General features: G+C 39.5%; 20 protein-coding genes and 1 pseudogene. 16 read left to right on the top strand and 5 right to left on the bottom strand.

Features of this window, described 5'->3' with window-relative positions; all coding sequences use genetic code 11:
* Positions 1-95: 95 nt before the first annotated feature.
* The 6 genes from hutU (at position 96) to H540_RS0114535 (ending at position 8,328) form a co-directional block, all read left to right on the top strand.
* A complete protein-coding gene (gene hutU / locus H540_RS0114510) occupies positions 96-1,772 on the top strand; it encodes a urocanate hydratase (RefSeq protein ID WP_028401287.1) in 1,677 nt (558 codons plus the stop codon).
* Positions 1,772-3,031 carry an imidazolonepropionase gene (gene hutI, locus H540_RS0114515; RefSeq protein WP_028401288.1) on the top strand — a complete coding sequence of 420 codons (1,260 nt, stop codon included), beginning with the start codon at positions 1,772-1,774 and terminating at the stop codon, positions 3,029-3,031. The genes hutU and hutI overlap by 1 nt, the downstream gene beginning before the upstream one ends.
* Position 3,032: 1 nt before the next feature.
* Complete coding sequence (locus H540_RS0114520; protein ID WP_028401289.1) at positions 3,033-4,001, top strand: agmatinase family protein; 969 nt, start codon at positions 3,033-3,035, stop codon at positions 3,999-4,001.
* Between the two features lie 348 nt (positions 4,002-4,349).
* Entirely contained in the window at positions 4,350-5,669 is a 1,320-nt protein-coding gene (locus H540_RS0114525; protein ID WP_028401290.1) for an MFS transporter, read from the top strand.
* A gap of 293 nt (positions 5,670-5,962) precedes the next feature.
* The gene (locus tag H540_RS0114530) at positions 5,963-7,261 is read left to right on the top strand and encodes a Glu/Leu/Phe/Val family dehydrogenase (RefSeq protein ID WP_028401291.1); all 1,299 of its coding nucleotides are present in this window, start codon (positions 5,963-5,965) and stop codon (positions 7,259-7,261) included.
* A gap of 542 nt (positions 7,262-7,803) precedes the next feature.
* Positions 7,804-8,328 (top strand): acyl-CoA thioesterase, encoded by a 525-nt coding sequence (locus H540_RS0114535; protein ID WP_034671060.1) that lies wholly within the window; start codon positions 7,804-7,806, stop codon positions 8,326-8,328.
* A 264-nt stretch (positions 8,329-8,592) separates the two neighbouring features.
* Here the strand turns inward: H540_RS0114535 and H540_RS0114540 are convergent, their stop codons facing one another.
* From H540_RS0114540 to H540_RS35560, 4 genes and pseudogenes are all read right to left on the bottom strand, one after another.
* Complete coding sequence (locus H540_RS0114540; RefSeq protein ID WP_028401293.1) at positions 8,593-8,931, bottom strand: zinc ribbon domain-containing protein YjdM; 339 nt, start codon at positions 8,929-8,931, stop codon at positions 8,593-8,595.
* Between the two features lie 1,340 nt (positions 8,932-10,271).
* On the bottom strand, positions 10,272-13,463 hold the full coding sequence (locus H540_RS0114555; protein WP_028401294.1) for a bifunctional cytochrome P450/NADPH--P450 reductase: 3,192 nt from the start codon (positions 13,461-13,463) through the stop codon (positions 10,272-10,274).
* Positions 13,464-13,517: 54 nt separating this feature from the next.
* Positions 13,518-13,877 (bottom strand): ArsR/SmtB family transcription factor, encoded by a 360-nt coding sequence (locus tag H540_RS0114560; protein WP_028401295.1) that lies wholly within the window; start codon positions 13,875-13,877, stop codon positions 13,518-13,520.
* 400 nt (positions 13,878-14,277) lie between these two features.
* A pseudogene (locus H540_RS35560) lies at positions 14,278-14,364 on the bottom strand (IS6 family transposase); the annotation flags it as partial.
* Between the two features lie 265 nt (positions 14,365-14,629).
* On the opposite strand from H540_RS35560, the gene H540_RS0114565 reads away from it, so the two are divergent.
* The 9 genes from H540_RS0114565 to ggt all read left to right on the top strand — a co-directional run bounded on the left by H540_RS0114565 (position 14,630) and on the right by ggt (position 21,000).
* Positions 14,630-14,797 carry a hypothetical protein gene (locus tag H540_RS0114565; protein ID WP_028401296.1) on the top strand — a complete coding sequence of 56 codons (168 nt, stop codon included), beginning with the start codon at positions 14,630-14,632 and terminating at the stop codon, positions 14,795-14,797.
* Positions 14,798-14,879: 82 nt separating this feature from the next.
* Positions 14,880-15,164: a hypothetical protein gene (locus tag H540_RS0114570; protein ID WP_028401297.1), complete on the top strand. Its 285-nt coding sequence runs from the start codon at positions 14,880-14,882 to the stop codon at positions 15,162-15,164.
* 125 nt (positions 15,165-15,289) lie between these two features.
* Entirely contained in the window at positions 15,290-15,460 is a 171-nt protein-coding gene (locus H540_RS35565; protein WP_425388122.1) for a DUF2197 domain-containing protein, read from the top strand.
* 217 nt (positions 15,461-15,677) lie between these two features.
* Positions 15,678-15,878, top strand: a complete 201-nt coding sequence (locus H540_RS0114575) for a hypothetical protein (protein ID WP_028401298.1) — start codon at positions 15,678-15,680, stop codon at positions 15,876-15,878.
* A 67-nt stretch (positions 15,879-15,945) separates the two neighbouring features.
* On the top strand, positions 15,946-16,308 hold the full coding sequence (locus tag H540_RS0114580) for a hypothetical protein (protein WP_028401299.1): 363 nt from the start codon (positions 15,946-15,948) through the stop codon (positions 16,306-16,308).
* A gap of 54 nt (positions 16,309-16,362) precedes the next feature.
* Positions 16,363-16,512: a hypothetical protein gene (locus tag H540_RS33220; protein WP_155891029.1), complete on the top strand. Its 150-nt coding sequence runs from the start codon at positions 16,363-16,365 to the stop codon at positions 16,510-16,512.
* A 306-nt stretch (positions 16,513-16,818) separates the two neighbouring features.
* Positions 16,819-18,159 carry a sensor histidine kinase gene (locus H540_RS0114590; protein WP_028401300.1) on the top strand — a complete coding sequence of 447 codons (1,341 nt, stop codon included), beginning with the start codon at positions 16,819-16,821 and terminating at the stop codon, positions 18,157-18,159.
* Positions 18,140-18,748, top strand: coding sequence for a response regulator (locus tag H540_RS0114595; protein ID WP_028401301.1), 609 nt, complete (start codon positions 18,140-18,142; stop codon positions 18,746-18,748). The genes H540_RS0114590 and H540_RS0114595 overlap by 20 nt, the downstream gene beginning before the upstream one ends.
* 170 nt (positions 18,749-18,918) lie before the next feature.
* The gene (gene ggt, locus H540_RS0114600) at positions 18,919-21,000 is read left to right on the top strand and encodes a gamma-glutamyltransferase (RefSeq protein WP_028401302.1); all 2,082 of its coding nucleotides are present in this window, start codon (positions 18,919-18,921) and stop codon (positions 20,998-21,000) included.
* Positions 21,001-21,193: 193 nt separating this feature from the next.
* Here ggt and H540_RS0114605 read toward each other — a convergent pair whose 3' ends face one another.
* On the bottom strand, positions 21,194-21,892 hold the full coding sequence (locus H540_RS0114605) for a helix-turn-helix transcriptional regulator (protein ID WP_028401303.1): 699 nt from the start codon (positions 21,890-21,892) through the stop codon (positions 21,194-21,196).
* 352 nt (positions 21,893-22,244) lie between these two features.
* Here H540_RS0114605 and H540_RS29775 point away from each other — a divergent pair, with 352 nt between their 5' ends.
* A complete protein-coding gene (locus H540_RS29775; protein WP_081415141.1) occupies positions 22,245-22,520 on the top strand; it encodes a RidA family protein in 276 nt (91 codons plus the stop codon).
* Positions 22,521-22,840 lie beyond the last annotated feature (320 nt).

The following is a 22,840-nucleotide window of genomic DNA, read 5'->3' on the forward strand; positions in this document are numbered from 1 at the left end:
AATATAAATAATTTATAAAATAATCATCAAATCATAAGTAATTATCAGAATTTTTATTATAGAATGAACATATAACAACAAGGAGGTTGAAAGAAATGAAGACGATTACAGAAAACAAAGTTATCCGTTATAGAGGTACAGAATTGCATACGAAAGGCTGGCAACAAGAAGCGGTGCTTCGCATGCTGATGAATAACTTGGATCCGGATGTAGCTGAACATCCAGAGGAATTGGTTGTATACGGCGGAATTGGAAAAGCGGCACGCAACTGGGAGTGCTTTGATGCGATTGTTAAATCACTAAAAGAGTTGAAAGACGATGAAACTTTACTCGTTCAATCAGGAAAACCAGTGGTCATTTTCAAAACGCATACTGATGCACCGCGTGTTCTCATCGCTAACTCAAACATTGTACCGGCTTATGCGAATTGGGAAACATTCCATGAGCTCGATAAAAAAGGCTTGATGATGTATGGCCAAATGACAGCGGGCAGCTGGATTTATATCGGCTCTCAAGGAATTGTCCAAGGAACATATGAAACATTTGCGGAGCTTGCGAAGCAGCATTTCAACAATACGCTTAAAGGCACGATCACTGTAACAGCGGGCCTTGGCGGCATGGGTGGTGCACAGCCGCTTGCAGTAACGATGAACGGCGGCGTTTGCATCGGTATCGATGTGGATGAAACGAGAATTGACCGACGCATTGAAACTCGTTATACAGATGTGAAAACAGATTCACTAGATGAAGCGATTCGTTTAGCTAAAGAAGCAAAACAAGCAGGCAAAGCATTATCAATCGGTCTATTGGGCAATGCCGCTGAAATTTTACCGGAAATGATTGCACGTAACTTTATCCCGGATGTGTTGACAGATCAAACATCAGCGCATGATCCACTGAACGGATACACGCCTGCAGGTTTGGCCTTTGAAGAAGCAGCAGAACTGCGACAATCCAACCCTGAAGAGTATGTGAAGCGTTCGAAAGCTTCGATGGCAACGCATGTCAAAGCGATGCTTGAGATGATGGAAAAAGGAGCAGTGACATTTGACTACGGCAATAACATTCGCCAGGTTGCAAAAGATGAAGGTGTAGAAAATGCATTTGACTTCCCTGGATTCGTTCCAGCTTACATCCGCCCGCAATTCTGTGAAGGAAAAGGACCTTTCCGTTGGGTGGCGTTGTCAGGCGATCCGGAAGACATTTATAAAACAGATCAGGCTATTTTACGCGAATTTGCTGATAATGAACATTTGTGCAACTGGATTCGCATGGCGCAAGAAAAAATCGAGTTCCAAGGTCTGCCTTCTCGTATTTGCTGGCTTGGCTATGGAGAGCGTGCCCGTTTCGGAAAAATCCTTAATGATATGGTGGCAAGCGGAGAATTAAAAGCACCGATTGTTATCGGACGCGACCATTTGGATTCAGGATCTGTTGCTTCGCCAAACCGGGAAACAGAAGCGATGAAAGACGGATCTGATGTTGTGGCAGACTGGCCGATTTTAAATGCTATGGTTAATGCGGTTGGCGGCGCTACTTGGGTATCCGTACATCACGGCGGCGGAGTAGGAATGGGTTACTCTTTACATGCAGGAGTGGTCATTGTAGCAGATGGCACGAAAGAAGCGGAAGCTCGCATTGAACGAGTGCTGACAACTGACCCGGGTATGGGAGTAGTGCGCCATGTGGATGCCGGATATGAACTGGCAAAGAAAACAGCACGTGAAAAAGGAATCAACATTCCAATGCTTGATAAAGGAACGGATGCGTAATGACAAAACCAATTTGGATTAAACATGCAGCGCAGTTGGCTACACTTGCTTCGGAAGTAAAAGGCCCGCGCTCTAAAGAAGCAATGTCTGAGCTTGGCTTGATTGAAGACGGCAGCTTGTGGATTGAGGATGGTGTTATCCAAGCAGTCGGAACGACCAAGGAAATTGAAGAACGCTATGCAGAAAAGGTTCATGAAGCAGAAGTTGTCGATGCGACTGGCCATCTAGTCACTCCAGGCTTGGTGGATCCTCATACGCATGTTGTGTACGGGGGAAGCCGCGAACGTGAATTTGAAATGCGTCTTGAAGGTGCAACCTATATGGATATTATGAACGCGGGTGGAGGTATTCATGCGACCACCCGCATGACACGGGAAGCGACCGAAGAAGAATTGATTGAACAAACAACACGCCGTCTTGATTCGTTTCTCGCTCATGGTGTGACAACTGTGGAAGGGAAAAGCGGTTACGGTATGGATTTGGAAACCGAGCTGAAACAGTTGCGAGTGATGAAGAAACTGCAGGAAAAACATGCCATTGATCTCGTTCCTACTTTTATGGGGGCACATGCGGTTCCGACAGAGTTTAAAGGTCGTGAGGACGAATTTGTCGATTATTTAATCGATGAAATGCTGCCGGTAATAGCTGAGGAAAAATTGGCTGAGTTTAACGATGTTTTTTGTGAAAAAGGCGTTTTTACGCCTGAACAATCAGAGCGTGTATTAGAAGCAGGAAAACGCTTTGGGTTGATACCGAAAATCCACGCGGATGAAATTGAGCCTTATGGCGGAGCAGAATTAGCTGCGAAAATAGGAGCTATTTCAGCCGAGCATTTATTGAAAGCTTCAGAAGAGGGCATTCGTGCAATGGCGAAAGCCAGAACGATTGCTTGCTTGCTTCCGGCAACTGCGCTGTATTTACGCGAAGACGCTGCCGCGGGAAGACGAATGATAGATGAGGGTGTGGCTGTGGCAATTTCGACTGACTGCAATCCTGGGTCCTCGCCGACGACCTCGATGCCGCTTGTCATGAATCTAGCCTGTATCTCCATGAGACTCACTCCGGCAGAAGCATTAACTGCGGCGACATATAATGCTGCTTGTGCGATCAATCGGCAGGAAAAAGTTGGGTCGCTGGAAGTTGGCAAACAAGCGGATATCGTTTTGTGGAATGTTAAAAGCTATCAAGAATTGCAATATTTATTCGGGGTTAACCATGTCAAGTCTGTATGGAAAAAGGGTGTAAAGGTGGCGAAATAAGATGAGTGAAAAATGGCTTCAAGCGCCTGAATGGTCTTGGAATACATCGAAAGAAGAACCAACTTACGTCCATCATTGGGTGCAGCCGCTTCATGAAATACAAAACGCGCCCGACCTGATCCTTTATGGAGCACCGATTTCACGCTCATCAATCAGTGTGTCTGGGGCTTCCTTGTATCCAGCTGAGTTTCGGCGGATGTGGAAAGGCTTTGCCACCTACAATTTGGATGAAAATATCGATTTGACTGCGTTTCGGGTAGCGGATGCGGGAGATGTTGTGATGCATATGACAGATATCCTTTTATCACATCAACACATTCAAGAGGCATCGGCGCATCTTGCGGCACGCTATCCCCACGCCGTAACATGCATGATTGGCGGCGACCATTCCACAACGGCTTGCGCTGTTCGGGGAATCAAAGAAGTTTGTAAGCAAGAGATTGGAATCTTGCAACTCGATACGCATCTTGATGTGCGGGATCCGGCAGAATTAGGGCCTGCAAACGGAACGCCGATCCGGCAATTAATTGATGGTGATACCGTCAAAGGAGAGAATGTCATCAATATCGGTTTGCATGGCTATTTTAATGCGAGGCCGCTTATTGATTATGCGGAGGAACACAACATCCAGATGGTGACATTAAAGCAAGCGCGTAAGCAGGGCCTTATCAATACTGTTCGGGAAGCGCTTGAGAAATTGTCAGCGAAAGTTGACCGCGTTTACGTCACAGTCGATATGGATGTACTTGATATTTCTGTTGCGCCGGGTGTACCGGCGTCCACACCCGGCGGCATGACAGCGGCTGAGCTGTTTGATGCATTACTGGAAATCGGCCAGCATCCGATTGTCCGGCATATTGATTTCGTTTGTCTGGACCCGAGCAAAGATTCAGCGGTCGCTGAAACAGTTAAAACCGGGGTGTATGCATGGCTGCAATTTATCACTGGCTGCGTGTTGCAGACTAGATAAAGCCCTGCTCAATTCAGCAAGGAAAGAAAATGGGTTGGGATGGGTATAAATCAAGATATACACGAGTAAACAACAGTTTCAACAATAGAGAACAAGATCAGATCTACGCAAATGTGGAGGTGGGGTCCCGGCAGCAAAACCGCGGAAAACATACGCTAAGACGTTATTGATATGAGACAAGCTACTAAACATTATAAAAGGGTTAGTTTTCTTAAAAAAACAATAATAACGCGTTGTTCAGAAACCCAAGGTTTTTGGAACACTGCCCTTAGCATACGTTTTCCGATACTATCGGGACCCTCTTTAAGGAAAAAGATATCACACCCAAGAAAGGAGGAGTTGCCTAGTATGAAAAATGGATATCGGTACTTTATCATTTTAATGATTATTATAATCACAGTTATTAACTATGTTGACCGAGGTGCAATTGCATATGCGCAAGCCGAGATTATAAAGGAGTTCAATTTAAATCCCGTAAGTTGGGGAGCAATTCTCGGTTACTTTGGGTACGGTTATATCTTTGGTGCTTTATTTGGCGGAGCTTTAGCAGATAAAAAAGGACCTAAATTCATGTGGATGCTTGCTGTTTTCGCATGGTCTATCTTTGAGTTAGGAACAGTGTTTGCCGGTCATTTAGGCGCAACATTATTTGGTGGGTCAGCGTTGGCTGGATTCGCTGTCTTTCGGGTATTATTTGGATTAGCAGAGGGCCCGACATTTTCTACAATGAACCGAACAATGGCCAACTGGGTTTCTCCAAAGGAAAGGGGATTTGCAGTAGCCCTTGGATTAGTAGGAACGCCAGTGGGGGCGCTGGTGACTGCGCCTATTGTGGTTGGTTTACTATCGATTGCAAATTGGAAAGTGACATTCGTTATTCTTGGTGTGGCTGGTTTAATTTGGGCAATAGTATGGTCTAAAATGTTTACAAACCTGCCGGAAGATCACCCAAAGGTATCAAAAGAGGAGCTTCAGGAAATTCGAAGCAAAGGCAATCTAATGGGAGAGGAAATCTCATTAGAAGAATCGGAACAAGCTAATGTTCCATGGTATAACTTTTTCAAAAATCCTACACTAGTTATGAATGCCATCGGGTATTTTGCATTTTTATATGTAAATATCCTATTGCTAACTTGGACTCCTAAATACTTACAAGATCAATTCGGTTTTACATTAGCTTCTCTTGGGTATCTAGGAATGATTCCTTGGATAGGAGCTATTTTTACGGGACTATTAGGCGGGAAAATTTCGGATATGTTACTTGAGAAAACTGGAAATTTACGCATTGCAAGATCTTGGTTTACGGTAGTTTCCTTATTCTGTACAGCAATCTGTTTTATGCTAATTCCTACGGTTCAAAGTGCAACAGCTGTTTTAATCCTTATGTGTGTAGGCAATGCATTTAACTATCTGCCAAACTCCATTTATTGGACAGTTGTATTAGATACAGAACCAAGTAAAGCAGGAACATTTGGCGGGGTAACTCATTTTATTGCGAATCTCGCGACTATTCTTGCCCCGACCCTTACAGGAAGTCTTGTGGCAAAATATGGATATAACGCAATGTTTATTGCAGCAGCCGTTGCAGTAACAATAGGTATGGTAGCTATGGTTTTTGTAAAACCAGGTAAACAAAGTAAACCATCTAAAAATGATATAGCAGTTTAACATAGGCTGTCTACAAGCTGTAAAGCAAATCGAAAATATGAAAACGTTCTCTCAGAATTAGGAAACGTATAAAGGAAGTTACAAGGATAACAGCATAAAAAGAGCAATTGTTACGACAATTGCTCTTTTTCTATAAGAAATGATGCTTCAAAACAATCATAAGTTTTATGTGCCAGAGTTGAACTAAATTGTCAGTTCATTTTTATTTTTGTACAAGCCAAAATCGATTGATGATTGCAAGAAATGCAAAATATTTTCACATTAAACAACTTATAACATAAGAGGTGTAAATAATGAAAGCGGCAGCCCCTGTTAATAGTGATTCCGTTCAAAAGCAAGGCAATAAGCAAAGTGAAACGTTAGATTTATTAAGTTCAACGCAGTCCATCATAAAAGAAGCAGTTCGAAAGTTAGGATATAATGATGAAATGTACGAGTTATTAAAGGAACCGCTTAGAATCATCACGGTACGTATCCCGGTTCGAATGGATGACGGTTCCACTAAAATTTTTACCGGCTACCGTTCTCAACATAATGACGCAGTCGGCCCCACGAAAGGGGGAGTGCGTTTCCATCCGGAAGTAAATGAAGAGGAAGTAAAAGCATTGTCAATGTGGATGAGTTTAAAATGCGGCATTGCAGATCTTCCTTACGGCGGGGGAAAAGGCGGTATTATTTGCGACCCGAGGGAAATGTCATTTGGAGAACTGGAGAGATTAAGCCGTGGATATGTTCGTGCCATCAGCCAAATTGTTGGCCCTACAAAAGATATTCCGGCACCTGATGTGTATACGAATTCTCAAATTATGGCGTGGATGATGGATGAGTACAGCCGCCTTCGGGAATTTGATTCTCCTGGATTTATTACGGGCAAACCGATTGTTTTAGGGGGCTCACAAGGTCGCGAAACGGCAACAGCGCGCGGCGTGACGATTTGTATTGAAGAAGCAGTAAAGAAAAAAGGCATTGATTTACAAGGTGCACGCATCGTGATTCAAGGCTTTGGGAATGCAGGAAGCTTTTTGGCGAAATTCATGCATGATGCAGGAGCGAAAGTGATTGGTATTTCGGATGCACTGGGTGCTCTTTATGATCCGGAAGGGCTTGATATTGATTATCTGCTTGAGCGACGCGATAGTTTTGGCACAGTAACGAATTTATTTACCAATGTCATTACGAATCAAGAATTACTCGAACAAGAATGTGACATTCTTGTTCCGGCTGCCATTTCAAACCAAATTACGGCACAAAATGCCCATCATATTAAAGCGTCGATTGTGGTGGAGGCAGCAAATGGGCCAACAACCCTGGAAGCAACCAAAATTTTGGATGAAAGAGGAATCCTTCTTGTACCGGATATACTGGCAAGTGCAGGTGGTGTCACCGTTTCTTATTTTGAATGGGTTCAAAATAATCAAGGATATTATTGGTCAGAGGAAGAGGTTGCTCAAAAACTGCGAAAAGTAATGGTCGATTCCTTTGAAAATATTTATCAAACAGCACAGACTCATCAAGTTGATATGCGTTTAGCAGCATATATGGTTGGCATAAGAAAAGCGGCTGAAGCTTCGCATTTCCGAGGCTGGGTATAAACTGTAGACTCCTTTATCAATCTATGGAAAAAAAGGGTTAAAAAATAATCCTTTAATTAGAAGGTTAAATGTTTAATAAGATAGAATCGATTATATAAACGCAACTAGAAAAACCGACATAAAAATGTTTCTTTTAGGGGGGAGAGAGCATCCGGCTAAGCGTAGAAGCGGTCAACCCCTTTTCGTGGCCCATGCAGGGAGCGAGCGAGCGCATTTTCCCTGTTATTCGATGTGGCAAACGATAGATATGTCGAAATAACAAAGTGGACTTATATAGATATTTAAGATGGATTTATATAATTTCTATATAAATGCAACTAGAAAAATCGACATAAAAATGTTTTTTTTAGGGGGGAGAGAGCATCCGACTAAGCGTAGAAGCGGTCAACCCCTTTTCGTGCCCATGCAGGGAGAGAGGGAGCGAGCGCATTTTCCCTGTTGTTCGATGTGGCAAACGATAGATATGTCGGAATACAAAGTGGACTTATATAGAATGCTTAAAGTATAACGCCAAGAGGTCGTATGATTTAGGAGGGATAAGTATGGAAGCAAAATATTGTAAAGATTCACGAGTTGTGCGAACAAGCCGCATATTTCCAAACGATGTAAACAATCACAATACATTATTTGGCGGTCGACTCATGAGTGATGTAGATCAAGTTGCATCCATTTCTGCAGCGCGTCATAGCCGAAGAGGATGTGTAACGGCGTCAACAGATTCAGTTGATTTTTTACATCCAGTTCGACCAACAGATTCAGTTTGTTTTGAATCATATGTTACATGGACAGGCACTTCGTCAATGGAAGTGTTTGTAAAAATTATTGCCGAAGACTTAAAAAGCGGCGAACGCAAAATTGCAGCGACTGCTCTCTTAACATTTGTCGCACTTGATGAACATAAACGTCCAGCACGTGTTCCAGAAGTCATTCCGGAAACAGAAGAAGAGCAAAAATTACATGAAACCGCACCAGAGCGAGCAAGAATACGTAAAGAAAGAAAACAAAAAAGCAAAGAGTTGGCTGCATTTTTAACAACCCATGATCCCTGGAATCGATATAGCTCCTAATTAAAAAGATAGACGTTCATTAAGTAACAAAACCACCTTAATGAACGTCTTTTTTTCAATCATTCGCTTTCATGCGATTGTCTGTGAACTACCACGAACCTAAAGGTATCGTGGTTTTACGCCCACAAATATAAATGTTTAACTTTACAGCCGAGGATTTCATAGTGGAAGTGATCTATAACACACTTATCTCACTACTACAATTGTTTTATTTCTTTTGTTGATAATAGAAGCTATTTTGATTCTGTTGCATTAAAACCGTATTTATATCTTTTTAACAAATTCAGATTTTAATTTCATAGCTCCAAAACCATCAATTTTGCAATCAATATCATGGTCTCCATCAACCAAACGTATATTTTTTACTTTTGTACCTATTTTTACGACTAATGAACTTCCCTTTACTTTAAGGTCTTTGATTACTGTTACAGAATCACCATCGTTTAAGACATTTCCATTTGCATCTTTGATAATCTTATCTTCGCTATTTTCAGTTTCTAATTCTAAAGTCCACTCATGAGCACATTCTGGGCAAACAAAAAGACTTCCATCTTCATAAGTGTATTCTGAATTACATTTTGGGCAATTTGGCAAATTAGACATAATTTTATTTCCTCCATTTGTTATTGTTAATTCTAATATATAAGAATTATTTTCAATTTCCTTTTTACAACTTCGTAAGAATAGCAATTACGAACTTGAAATTTACAAAAAAATATCGAGAGTTCCTTCTATACTGCCATAGTCTTCCCATATTGACAACCCTTCCGCTAACCCCCATTTACATTAACGTGTACATTTCTATTCATTGCTTCTTTGGCACCTGGACGAGTGGATGGTTTTAATCTTATGCTTCCTTACTTCTTTGGTATTATATATGTATGTATGGATTTAGTGATAATTGTGCTGCAGCAAAGAGGTTTGTTCAGAACAGAATACGAAGGAACAACCTTACGGGAACAATTGAGCTTACCTGCATCTGAATCGATGTATTCCCAAAAACATGTCCGTGTGTAAAGTTATTAGACTTTGAGATTGATTGAATTGCTATTTTTAAATATGGAAATTCTATTAAGCCGGTTTCTCTTCTATAGTGTACAGAAGAGAAACCGGCTTTTGATTATAAAAGTGTTGATTGTAAGTTTACCAAGACCAAAGTCCAGCAGATTTAGGTCTAGATGCGGGTCTAGGTCTAGACATAGATCCAGGTACAGATCCAGGTCCAGGTCCAGGTCCAGGTCCAGATCCAGGTCCAGATCCAGGTCCAACAGATGTAGCAACAGAAACAGCATTGATACTATTTACTGCGATACGGACAAGGCCAGGAAAACCATTAAAATTAGTCAGAATTACTGTACCATTTTGAAATCCTTCAAAAATGCCGCTTGCAGGTGGTTGATCATTATATTGTAAAACAACACGAGTTCCTGGACTTAATCTTCTAAGGAATCCTGCAATGTTATTACCTCTAAAAGTTCTACGGCTTCTAAAAGTTCTAAGACTTCTATGAGTTCTACGGCTTCTATGGGAAAAGCCACCATCAAAACATCCAAATCCCGAATTCACGATATTTCACCCCTTTAACTAACTTGTACATTCTATGTTTGTCTTATAGATAAGGTATAGGTGAAAACAACGAATAAAAAAAGAATTATATATGATTTTGAACTTTATATATGGAGTAATAACCGGGGAGCTGAAAGTAAGCGAGACAGCCCAAGGGCTGTCTCACAGAAATCAGTTCTCTACTCTACACCCTGCCACTTATTTTCCTGCATAAAACGAATTGATTGTTAAAATATTCTTTCGCACATTATTTTCACTTATAAATGGATTTCCATGCGGTTGTTATGTTTCAGAATTACGACTATAAAAAAGACCCGCGCACTGCACGGGTCTAAAGCCATTTCGTTTCCACAACCTCTATATTAACTGTCTTTTCCTTAAATACCCGCCCAAACATCTTTCACATAGCTTTCATTTAACTGAAGGTTTTCCAACCATTTTTCAGCCTCCTGTTTGTCAACTCCATGTAAAGCCTGATAACCTTTTTGCAACTCCTTTTCTACATCTGGAGCCATTTTACTGCCATCTCCACATACGTAAAGCCGCCCTCCATGGTCAAGAATGCGGATTAATTCTGCTGCATTCTGAGCCATCAAATGTTGTACGTAAGTTTTAGGTACGCCTTCCATACGGGAAAATGCCATATGAAGAGTAACCACTCCGTCCCTTTCATATTGTTCCAGTTCTTCACGGTAGATATAATCTGCCTCATTCCTGCAACCAAAGTAAAGATGGGCTTCGCCAAGTGATTTTCCTTCCTGCTTCATCATAGCACGAGCCTGTAGGAAACCACGGAAAGGTGCTACTCCTGTTCCAGGGCCCACCATAATAATAGGTGTCTGTGGATCTTCAGGGAGTTGGAACTGAGATTCCGGTGTACGAACGAACATCATAATATCTTCTCCAGACTTGCGGTCCGCTAAGTAGTTCGAAGCAACCCCGCGATATTCGCCTCGACCACTCCAAGCAGGATCACGAACAACACCTACCGTAATGCTAGCACGTTGCGGACTCACCCGAGGAGAACTTGATATAGAATAAAATCTAGGCTTTAATGGGCGCAAAAGCTCTAAAAACCGTTCAAAAGGCATTTCACAAGCTTCGTACTTTTCAAGAAGATCAAGCATTGAGATCCGCCTGTTCAAGATCTGTTCTTTGTAGGTACTCTCCTTTAACAAGGCTTCCAATTCACGCTTATGGGGAGGACAAACGGTAAAAGCCGCAAGCTCACGTATTTGTGCCCGTGTTGCAGCTTCCTGCACCTCTACACTGTAGCTAAGAAGGTCAAAAAGACTGACAGGACGATCTAAAGGCAGATGGGCTGCGCTACGTCCACTTGCTGTCAACGTCACTTGGTCGTTGCCATTTAATCCATATCGTTGTAAAATCCGGTTGACATTTTCTTTACTATTACTTGGTAAAACTCCGAGGTGATCACCTTCCTGATACGTAACCCCCTCTGGTAAAGTTACCTCAATATGTCGTGTACTTCGTTCACTGCCAGCCAATTGAAGTTCATGGTTTTCACTAACAGGTGCGTGAACAGCCTCATATGATCGAGCGAGAGGAGATCCTCCAAGGCCCCTAACAAATTGAATGTTCAATGTACTTCGTTCTCTCTCCATATTTTCATTCAGGTGTAATCCAAAAGCATTCATCGCATCCGACCACATGCTGCTTTTCCATTGTTCAAGTTGTTCTTCAAAGTCACCACTTACATCAGCTTCTCCGCGTTCAGAAAACCTTGTTGCTCCTTTAAGGCTGAGTTGCTCGTCAATGAATCTTGGAACATACTGATATGTGCTTGCCCAGTTGTGATCTCCACAGCCAAATACTGTATAATGAACACCATCTAGCTCACCTGGCTTTACTTGTTCTAGCCATTGCACGAATTGTCCCGCATTGCTAGGCGGTTTTCCGTTATAAGAGGAAGTGACAATTAATACAGCCCCCGCTTTCGGTAGATTGCCTATACGGTCGTTAAGTGTAGCTACTTCACTCCTCACACCATGTAAACCAGCAGTGTCCGCGAGTTCTCGTGCAATCCCTTCTGCTGTACCTGTATCAGAGCCGTAAAGTACGAGCAAGGGTCTATTATTTAATCCAATGATTGAAGCACGCTGAACTTGATTTTCCGTCTTACTATCACTACGAGCCTCTTCTTTAGGCGTTAGAATAGATGGATTGATATTGATGATTTGTTTATTTCGTGTTTGAATACGAATCTTAAAGTCACCAGGTTTTAGCGTTAATGTTTGTTTCACGTCTAACTCATAATTGGTATGATCAATTAATTCAAAATGTTGCAGAATCATTCCTAAAACGAGAGTTGCTTCATGAAGAGCAAACTGCATTCCAATACACGCCCGTTGCCCATTTCCAAAGGGCTTGTAGGCATGGTTAGGCACTTTACTCGGATCTTCAAATCGCTCAGGACGGAAATCTTCCGCGTCAGCTCCCCATGCTTCTTTGTCTCGATGAAGCTGTGGAATAAGAACTGTGACTGATTCTCCCTGTTTGATTGAATATTTGCCTTCTAGCATGGTGTCTTCTTTTGCATAAAGGCTGAAAGCTGGAGCTGTCGGCCATAAACGTAACGATTCATTTAAGATCATGCGAATATATTTAAGTTCCAGGACCTGTTTGTACGTTGGAGTTGAGTCTGTTAATACTTGATCAACCTCTTCATACGCCTTTCTCAATTTATCAGGGTTTTTCAATAAAAAATATAAAGCGAAGGATAATAAACCACTTGTTGTTTCGTGTCCAGCGATCAAGAATGTGATAATTTGATAACGAATATTTTCATCATCTAGTTTCTCTCCTGTTTCTGGGTCTCTTCCATTTAGCATAAGGGATAATAAATCCTTTTCATCTGGGTTCCCATTTTCTTTACGTTCTGAAATAATAGTGTCTACCAAAGAAAACATCGCTTGAATGTCGTGATGAAACTGGCGTTTTGTTCTCACCATGAGCTTGTCTTGAATATCTAGTCGTTGCATTTGATGCATGGCTTCATCGAGTGCACGAACCATACTATTAATAAAAGGATGAGGAGTTTCTCGGTAATAACTATTAAAACGATAGTTAAATCCACATAAGCCAATGGTGTCTAGGGTAAGGCGAGTCATGTCTTCCGGTACATCAATGCTCTCATTAGGATTAAGGCGCGCCCATTTTTGAACAAGTTGTCCAGCAATATCTACCATCATAGAGTGGTACCCTTTCATCGCTCGTTGACTAAAAGTAGGAAGGAGAAGATTATGAGCTTTTTTCCAGTTTGGCTCTTGTGTCCGACTTGTAAATAATCCATCTCCAGCAAAAGCCCGTACTTTTTCTAAAGCACCTTCAATACTTTTATCGAATCGTGCCCCATCACACACTTCCGCTACTAGTTTATGCCCAGAAACCACGATGCGTTCAGAGCTAGGAGTTTTAAATCGAAAAATGGGACCATACTCATCCGCGAGTTTACAAAGTGATAGGGCGGGTTTATCTTTATTTATTAAAGGTAAATTACCAAGTGGACCAAATGTTTTAGGTTGCGGAATATTAATAGTTTCGTTCATAAAAAACATCCTCTCTAAAATGTTAAAGATAAACTTTCCTTAAGGAAATATGCTTCATATTGAAGATTCATCCTGAAATTCGGTTATAAATGATTCAATATTATCGAAAAGTCTTTTAAGTTTAAAAAAATCGCTCTTTGTAATATCTAAATAATAATAATTCATTGTACCTTCTCGATTAACTCCAATCAAATTCGCATCTTTCAACACTTTTAGGTGATGGGATACTGCTGGACGGGATAAATGAGTCTTTTTTGTAATCTCGCCAACCCGAATACCTTGTTCGCAGTCACTTTCGCTTTCGATTAGTGCAATAATAATTGATTGACGGGTTTCATCCCCAATCGCAGTTAATGCTTTTTGACATTCACTGAATTCTTTGGCCAACCTTTTTAAGCGTTCTTGTTTATCCATGTTCAGCCCCTCAGTTTAATCGTTTAATCTTACGAACCTATATTAGCACAAAATTTAATGAAAAATTCATTGGGAAAGAAAATCGAGACGAAGAACCATGTGCATTATGGTTCTAACCGTCTTAATCAGTAGTCTGGAATTCTAACTATTAAATTATTCTGCCCGTTAACTTAACGCTGCAGCTCTTGTTATTGATTGTTTGGTTTTGTACCATGGTTGTCAATCATAAAAACAATACCAAGTCCTGCTAAAGGCGCAGTAATAGAAACAAGTATTAATAAAACTTGCACACCAATATACGCTTTCCATTTACCGATATTCGAACATACTGCATTCAATGTATTGAAAATTAGTAATGAACCAAACTGTATGAAATTTGAATTCCAAATTTCGTCTATATGTGAACTTGTTCCTTTTTCATCATATGCATGGCTTCGATACCACTTATCATCTAAGAGGCTGTTCGAAAGGATTTTAATCCTAACATCTTTAATTTATCATAAACCTTTCAAAATAAGGTCTGAAAGGTACTTTCATAGAGTTCTAGACACTGACTGCCGATAACACTGATTATGTGAACAAGAAATTCCTTCAGAACACAAGGTTTGAAGGGTATTTTTATAGTGTCTAGATACATTGACTTCCGATAATGATATGTTATGTAAATCTCACATGTATGGAATATACATCCAAAAATCTGAACAAATCGCTTCTTCTAAATGGTACAATCAGGAAAGGGAGGGGAATCTATCATGTTAAAAGTGAAACCTAAGTGTGTAAGTTGCGGAAAAGACATTCAAGGCGGAGAACTTGTTTATGTAGAGCTACGCTATCCAGAATATGCTGGCATGACTGAAATAAAGAAATGGCTTGATAACGAAGGAAAAATCCACTGTAAAGAGTGTCACTCTAAACAGTAAAAGGATATGCTGGGAACCCCTCTCTGAATGGGGAGGAGTTTGCTGTAATTTAAAAATGTACTGACATATTGGAGTGATACATATGCAGAGATATATAACAACGTCTATTACATCTGTCCTACTCATTACGCAACTGAGCATTCTCTATTTCTGGATTGTTGATTGGCAAAAGGTCGTGACGCAAACAGGCTTAATCATTTGGGGTAGTTCTATCCTTGTGGGAATATTGCTGTATTTGATATACCGTAAGTCCAACGAAAAAGTTCTAAGTATAAACAGAAAAGTAGTCTTTGTTTGCACATCTGCGACTATCCTTCTGGCTGTGTTGTCATTGCTAATAGAGGTAACAGTAAGCTCTATGCCGTAAACAGTGAAATGACTTCCGATAAATTATGTTATGTAAACCTCACATGAATAGGATATGCAACCAATCTTCCTCTTTTCAAATGAGCCTAATATAGTAAAATTAGGAAAAACAGGAGGTTGTCTATTATTATTTATTATGAAGTAGTTTGTATAAGTTGTAGAAAAATATTTAGAGTATATGAAGGGACACAGAAATATAAGCAGTTTAAAGAAAATAGGAAAGGGAAATATACCTGTGAACAATGTAGTCATAATATACGGCTAGAAGCTATAAAAAATTTCTTCAACAAATACTAAATATCTTTCCTAGAGGAACTTCCGATAACACTAATTATGTAAATACGAATGCCCTTCAGACGTTTAACTGGAGGGCATTTTTGTAGGTTCCTAGATACATTGATTGCCGATAATGACATGTTATGTAAACCTCATATAAATACCATATACATCCAATTTTTATAACGAATCGCTTCTTCTGAATGGTACAATAAAGGAAGAAAGAGGTGAATGAGCTATGGCAAAAAGAACAGGTTGGACTTATCTGCTCATGTTAACCTGGTTATCAGCATTAGTGTCACTATTACTGCCTTTTACAAAGTTGATTCCGAATCAATCTATGTCCTTGGGTATCAGTATTATTGGAATGGTCATTGGAGCAGGAGCCAGTCTAACGGGGCTTTATCTACTTAAAAAAACAAATTGTAAGAGCAGATAACACCTCTCTCCAGAACGGGGAGGGGGTTGCTGTGGCGTTTCATTTTACAAGAGAAGGTGGGAAAACTATGGGAAGAGAAGTACTGTTTGATGATGAAGGTGTAATTCTAAAGCTGAATGGAGTAACAGGATTCTTTGCATTAAAACTAAAATTAAAAATGCCTTATAACACGATCAAGAGTGTGTATGTTGACTATTTTGATGCTCCACAATGGATGCTTCGTATGCCTGGAACATCAATTTCTCCTCTCAATATTTTTGAAGGAAGTTTTAAACACGCTGATGAATGGTACTTTCTTTCTTATGAAAATAGAGTCCCTCTCGTAATGATTGAATTAGAAGGTCATGAAAAATACAAATATGTCTTTTTTGAGATTGATGATCCTACCAAAGTAGCGGCAGATATTAGAAAAAATATAAAAGATTTGTAAGTAGGGGTACTGATGTCAAAACATGGATGAAATACGACAAGGGGAATATTGTAAATGAATATAACCGAAAACGCTTTTGAGGGAGGGTTTTCGGTTATTTTTTTTTGTTTGGATATGGAAAATCAACCTAAGGAACGGGAGATAAAGTCGTTACTGCAAATCACCAAAAACCTTCGTTCTTGGTCAAAAATAACCTTAGCGTAACAAAATTGAGGTGTTCACTTCCAGAAAACGTCTTAGTGTATAATATCCGCGTTTTGTCGGCACTACCCCATGCCCATCAAGCCAAGAAAACAGGTCACCCCCAAAATTTTAACTTGATGGCTAGGGGGTGTTTTTTGATAAGCATAAGGTTATCTCCCAAAAACGGCTTACTTTATTTCACATTTTTTTGTATTATAGGACAATAAACTTTGGAAAGTATAAGGCACAGATATTAGTGAGCACAAAGTATCTTAATCCATTGGTTTATAATAAATCCCAATGGTCTTATTCGGAAAAGGAGAAGCTATGGCTAAGACATTTAATACAAGAGTAATTGGAATGGGGTTGGCTTTGATTTTTTTAGGTGTCTCTATGCCCCATTGGTTTAGCTTGAAACATATAGGATTAAACGTATTAATCAAAAATATGGAACAGAATCCGAACGGAAACTCGCTGCTAGTCATCGCTTTTTTACTAGTTACACTTAATACAATTCATGCTCTTCCTCTTTATCTAGGCGCCTTTTTACTAGGTGATCATATAGGAGAGAGATTGCAGCAGAATTGGCTTAAAATAACGATTCCTCTCTCTGTCATTCCACTTACGTATGCAATCATCAATTTATCAATTGAAGTGAAACGTAATTTTGGTGGACCAGCCCTCATTTTGCTCTTATCCATTATCTTATTGCAGAGGTTGAGCAAAGGGAGATTGAACCCGCTCATGAAATCACTTGTTCTGGTTCAAGTCCTTTTTGGAGTGCAATGGCTGGATGAGATACCTTTTCTTACGACCTACGGATTTGGGCATGGAGCCATTTCAACTAAAATAAAACAATGGGCAGTTCAAATTGGGTTTGTCCAATCCCTTTCGTTATATAGCTTGGCTTTATGCTCTATATTCTTAATTAACGCCGTTATCCTAACTGGTTATCTGGTTAGGTGGAGAATTAGCCAGGATCTCCACCGTATAAAATTAGAAGCTCTTGAAGATCGTTCGAGCAAGGAAGTATTGAATCTCGTTCACGATCTAAAAACCCCGCTAACTTCCATTGAAGGGCTGATTTCTCTAATTGAACTGCGTATTCAAGATGGAAAAAATAAGGATTATTGTCGTAATATTTCAGCATCTATTCGTTCTATGAGTGAAATGATTTCCGAAATTTTATATGAATCCCGAAAGAGCTGGTGTTCTTTAAAAGATTTGATTGATTACGTCTGTGCCAGCCGGTTAAGCGGCACTAACACAAATGTAGATATAGAACTGCCGAATAAACCGGAAAACATTCAAATTTGGATTAACAAAATCCGGCTGACCCGAGCACTGGTCAATTTGATTAATAATGCCTTTGATGCTGTTGAGGGGCAAGCTGACGGAAAAGTAACCATACAAGTCAAAGTTCATGGAGAGCAGATTTGGCTAGGAGTATCAGATAATGGGGGAGGGATGACAGCCGAGGAACAGAAAAAGATTTGGCAGGCAGGATACAGTACGAAACAGCACCTAGGTATTGGATTACCTTTTGTTCAACAGGTCGCGGAAGCGCATGAGGGGACTGTTTCTATTGAGAGCAGAATGGGAAAAGGTACCACTATTTGGATTCATTTGTTGAGAGGAGATAATGGTAATGAAAATTTTGGCTATTGATGATGACGCTTCCATTCGCTATATGTTAAGCGAGATTTGTGATTTTGCCGGATGGACGGCTGTAGTCTGCAGTAATGGAAAAGAGGGTGTTGCGGAATTTCTAAAGAACGGGTCGGATGTTGTCTTGGTTGATTATCATATGCCGGAAATGGACGGTTTGATGACAGTTCAAGAAATCAGGAGGTTCAATAAGGAAGTTCCGATTCTAGTTTTAACAGTGGATGAACGGCAGGAGGTCGCTGATCGCTTTCTAGATGAAGGAGCAACAGATTTTGCACTCAAACCGGTGAAAGCACCGGATCTTATTTCCCGGATTCAACTGCATAGACGACTCTTAGAGGCGACCCGGAAAAAATATGAGGATGCCTTTGTGGCCAAGGGAATCAGTCAAACGACTCTATCTCACATTGTAAGCTTTTTAAGTTCCTGTGATCATCCCTGCACGATCGATGAAATTATGAAGGAGATCGGATTAGCTTATCCCACCGTCTATCGTTATGTAGTTCATCTCATGCAAACAGGAAAAGTCCGTACAATTGTGAGTTATCAAAAGATGGGCAGACCTAAAAATCTCTATCAATGGATATGAAACCTACTGTTTAAAGCATAAGTTTTGATTCCGAAACCGTATCTAAGGTGAAGGAGACAAGACTTATGCTTTTTACTTTTTCTCTTTTTTTTCTATTTTATAAAAAAAAAAGAGTAGATATAATTTTTGTAGTCAGAAAATTTAATGAATTGAGAAAAGGAGGATTATTAATGCAATACCTAAAGAGTTTTATTTTAGTTGTTTTTAGCTTTTTTTGTATGATCACACCAGCTTTTGCCAATGTGCCTGGAGTGGATGACTCAATGAAAAAAGGGGCAACGCAAGGAATAGTATCAGCTTCTCATCCATTAGCTGCTGAGGCGGGAAAAAAAATATTAGAACAAGGTGGGAATGCGGTAGATGCGGCAGCAGCCATTCAATTATCGTTAAACGCTGTTGAACCAATGATGTCCGGAATTGGCGGTGGTGGCTTTATGATGATTTACCGCAAAGATGAAAATAAAATAACGATGATTGATAGTCGTGAAGTGGCTCCGAAGAACGTAACGCCTGAACTTTTTTTAGATGAAAAAGGCAAACCAGTTCCTTTTAATGAGCGTCATACAAGTGGAAAAGCAGTAGCTGTTCCAGGCACAATAAAGGGAGTTGAAACAGCTCTTGAGAAATATGGAACGATGAAATTATCTCAAGTTATTGAACCAGCCGTTGAGCAAGCCGAAAAAGGTATTAAAGTCAACTGGTCGATGGCTCAATATATCAATGAAAATGTAGAAAAACTTCAAAAATATCAAACAGCAGCGAACGTATTTGTTCCAAACGGTAAACCATTAAAAGAAGGAAATATTCTTGTTCAACCAGATCTGGCAAAGACGCTTAAGTTAATTCAACAACAAGGGTCTAAAGCATTTTATACAGGGGAAATTGGTGAAGCACTTGTCAAAGAAGTGCAAAAACGTGGAGGAGCGATGACAACAGAAGATCTGAAAAACTATGTGGTAAAAGAAAGAGAACCTGTTAAATCGAATTATCGAGGCTTTGAAGTTGTAAGTGCAGCTCCGCCAAGTTCAGGTGGTTTGACTGTTCAAGAAATCTTGAAATTAATGGAAGGTTACGATGTCCAGAAGATGGGAGTGAACTCACCAGAATATCTTCATCATCTAACGGAAGCGATGCATTTGGCTTATGCTGATCGAGCAGCTTATATGGCAGATGAAGATTTTTATGATGTACCGACAAAAGGACTTTTAGATGAAGAATATATAAAAGAAAGAAGAAAGCTTATTAATCCAAAGAAGGCTACTGCTGATGTAAAAGAAGGCGATCCGTGGAAGTATGAAGGCAAGGAATCTTCTTCTCAAGTGAAAGTAAAAGAAGAACATCCTATCGGACAAACAACTCACTTCTCTGTCATGGATAAATGGGGTAATATGGTTTCCTATACGACAACGATTGAACAAGTATTTGGATCGGGTATTATGGTTCCAGATTATGGATTTATGCTAAACAATGAAATGACAGACTTTGACGCAACACCGGGTGGCGTCAACCAAGTAGAGCCAGGAAAACGACCAAGAAGCAGCATGTCACCAACCTTTCTTTTAAAAGATGGGCAGCCGTTTATGGCCATTGGTTCTCCAGGTGGGCCGACGATTATCGCATCAGTCGTTGAAACAATTATGAACGTTATCGATCATCAAATGCCAATTCAAGAAGCGATTTTAACACCTCGTATTTATTCAGGCGGCTATCCGACTGTTAGATGGGAACCAGGAATTGATCAAAATACAAGATTAGAATTAATGGCAAAAGGGCATGCGTTTGAAGAAAAACCAGAAAATATCGGAAATGTACAGGCAGTTATTTTTGATTATGAAAATGGCAAAATGTACGGAGGAGCCGATAATACAAGAGAAGGAACGGTTCTAGGTGTGGATGCGATGTCGTATAGGTCAAAAAAGCCAAAAGAAATAAAAGAAGAGAATAAAGGACCGTTTACCCTAAAAGTAAATAATGTAGTTTATCCGTATACAGCTGACCAGATGAAGATAATAGACGGAAAACCTTATATTCAATCAGATAAATTGCTTCTCGGTTTAGGTGCCATTGAATCAACGGATTTAAAAACATATAAACCAGATAAAGAATCGTATTTACCCGTTATAAAAGTCGCAGAGTCGTTAGGATATAAAGTAAATTGGAACGAAAAAGATAAAGTGATACTGTTGGAAAAAGACCTATCTGATCATAATAGTCCAAATGACGATGAAGATGGTGATATTATCACAAAATAAATTCTTTTATACAATCTCGGTTTTGCTGCAAGAAATCTATGATTTCTTGGACAGGATAATAATCAAATACCCTCCTATCTAAAAAAGTAGGAGGGTATTGTGTTTACATATCAATGTTATCGGAAGTTCAAGTTATTTTTGATAGAAAGATCCAACACTAAAAAAAGCAAGGGAACCCCATCGTTTCTCTTGCTTACTTTTTATCCTTATCAATCATTTTCAAATACCTATATACACTAGGTTCAGATATATTCAGTAACTCAGCGACTTGAGATACGGCGCCTTTTAATTGGAATATTCCTTTTTTGTATAACTGGTTTATGATTTCAATTTTTTGTTCTTGCTTTAGGGCGATATTTGGATTTAAGAGGGATGGATCGACGACCGAGTATACGATCTCATCAATAGAGTCTGAAAAATATTCGATAATTTCATTATCGTGATGCTCTTCTATGGTTTTCTTTTTCGAAGTGGCAGTCTCATCTTCTATTGGGCTAAACATATTTAGTTGGAGCTGAGCTAAGTCTAGAATGTCATTTGCAATTTTCTTATGTTTGCTAAAATCAAAATTGATACAAAGCATACCGATTAATTCTTTATTTTCATCTTTAATAAAATAAGTAGAACCACGAATTTCTGTCCCTAATTTTGTAATTCCTTTGTAGTTTGTTACATAGTCTTTATCTTGATACGTTTTGTCTTTCATCATTTTAAGTGCAAGTTCTGTTAATGGTGCATTGTTTGTTCGACCACTAATATGATTATTTGCAATGGCTCCAACATAAGAGTTATCTTTCTCGATGATGTGTAAAATCACTTCATAGTTTTCTCCTAGGACTATACCTAAAAATTCAACTAGTTTTTTGTAGTGACTCATAACTTTCTCATTCATAATATTACTCCTCACAAATGATAATAAACTGTATATGAATATCCCTGTAAAACTTATGAGGGAATAGACGAAAAAAAGGAAAATCTAAATTTATCTAAGTTTAACAATTTTTTAATAAATCTTCCAGAGCAAAAAAGTCGATATAACTCCATTACACCTAGAATTCATATAGGATAAATAGGATGGATCCTAGGATTTTGGATATATATCTTAACAAAAAAGGGGTATATGTCTTTTTTTGAATACCCCTTTTTAGATAGATTCCAAATAATAATCTTTTCTAGAAATTTTAAAAAATTAAATTGCGATTGAATATTAATGATAATAAAAAATTATAAAAGAGGTGTTTTAAATGAAAAAGTATCCGGAAGCGATTGGTCCTTATTCAGCATATCGTAGAGTAGGTAATTTGGTTTATACGTCTGGACAACTTCCAATTAACCCTGAAACGAATGAATTTCCATGTGATAAAATTGAGGGTCAAACAAGACAAGCTCTATTAAATGTAAAGGCGATCATCGAAGAAAATGGCGGATCGATGGATGATATTATAAAAACAACTGTTTTTATAGATGATATGAATGATTTCAATGCAATGAATGAAGTATGTGAACTACCACGAACCTAGAGGTATCGTGGCTTCTGAAAAGAAGCTACATAGTCTCTAGTTTCGTCCCTTCGGGGTAAGTTCACCAGACTCAGTTAGGAGAAGTCCCAGCTACGTTAATGAGGTCATGACACCTTCGGTTGACGCACCAGACCGTTGCTCTGTCGTCCATGTTTAAGTAGGGCTGAGGTAAGGCTCGGTGACATGGATGTAAAAAGCCTTTTTAACTTTGTCGAGGTATCGAAAAAAGTTGTTGATTCAACTTGGAAATGATGTGAAACAACTCATGCACGATATAGCCAATAGATACTATTTTAGAATAGTCGAAATAGAAGTAGATA

The sequence above is a fragment of the Ectobacillus panaciterrae DSM 19096 genome, from assembly GCF_000430785.1.
Taxonomy (GTDB): domain Bacteria; phylum Bacillota; class Bacilli; order Bacillales; family Bacillaceae_G; genus Ectobacillus; species Ectobacillus panaciterrae.

Coding starts and splice junctions, on each gene's coding strand:
- hutU (WP_028401287.1), top strand. CDS start 96: ATGAAGACGATTACAGAAAACAAAGTTATCCGTTATAGAGGTACAGAA.
- hutI (WP_028401288.1), top strand. CDS start 1,772: ATGACAAAACCAATTTGGATTAAACATGCAGCGCAGTTGGCTACACTT.
- H540_RS0114520 (WP_028401289.1), top strand. CDS start 3,033: ATGAGTGAAAAATGGCTTCAAGCGCCTGAATGGTCTTGGAATACATCG.
- H540_RS0114525 (WP_028401290.1), top strand. CDS start 4,350: ATGAAAAATGGATATCGGTACTTTATCATTTTAATGATTATTATAATC.
- H540_RS0114530 (WP_028401291.1), top strand. CDS start 5,963: ATGAAAGCGGCAGCCCCTGTTAATAGTGATTCCGTTCAAAAGCAAGGC.
- H540_RS0114535 (WP_034671060.1), top strand. CDS start 7,804: ATGGAAGCAAAATATTGTAAAGATTCACGAGTTGTGCGAACAAGCCGC.
- H540_RS0114540 (WP_028401293.1), bottom strand. CDS start 8,931: ATGTCTAATTTGCCAAATTGCCCAAAATGTAATTCAGAATACACTTAT.
- H540_RS0114555 (WP_028401294.1), bottom strand. CDS start 13,463: ATGAACGAAACTATTAATATTCCGCAACCTAAAACATTTGGTCCACTT.
- H540_RS0114560 (WP_028401295.1), bottom strand. CDS start 13,877: ATGGATAAACAAGAACGCTTAAAAAGGTTGGCCAAAGAATTCAGTGAA.
- H540_RS0114565 (WP_028401296.1), top strand. CDS start 14,630: ATGTTAAAAGTGAAACCTAAGTGTGTAAGTTGCGGAAAAGACATTCAA.
- H540_RS0114570 (WP_028401297.1), top strand. CDS start 14,880: ATGCAGAGATATATAACAACGTCTATTACATCTGTCCTACTCATTACG.
- H540_RS0114575 (WP_028401298.1), top strand. CDS start 15,678: ATGGCAAAAAGAACAGGTTGGACTTATCTGCTCATGTTAACCTGGTTA.
- H540_RS0114580 (WP_028401299.1), top strand. CDS start 15,946: ATGGGAAGAGAAGTACTGTTTGATGATGAAGGTGTAATTCTAAAGCTG.
- H540_RS33220 (WP_155891029.1), top strand. CDS start 16,363: ATGAATATAACCGAAAACGCTTTTGAGGGAGGGTTTTCGGTTATTTTT.
- H540_RS0114590 (WP_028401300.1), top strand. CDS start 16,819: ATGGCTAAGACATTTAATACAAGAGTAATTGGAATGGGGTTGGCTTTG.
- H540_RS0114595 (WP_028401301.1), top strand. CDS start 18,140: ATGAAAATTTTGGCTATTGATGATGACGCTTCCATTCGCTATATGTTA.
- ggt (WP_028401302.1), top strand. CDS start 18,919: ATGCAATACCTAAAGAGTTTTATTTTAGTTGTTTTTAGCTTTTTTTGT.
- H540_RS0114605 (WP_028401303.1), bottom strand. CDS start 21,892: ATGAATGAGAAAGTTATGAGTCACTACAAAAAACTAGTTGAATTTTTA.
- H540_RS29775 (WP_081415141.1), top strand. CDS start 22,245: ATGAAAAAGTATCCGGAAGCGATTGGTCCTTATTCAGCATATCGTAGA.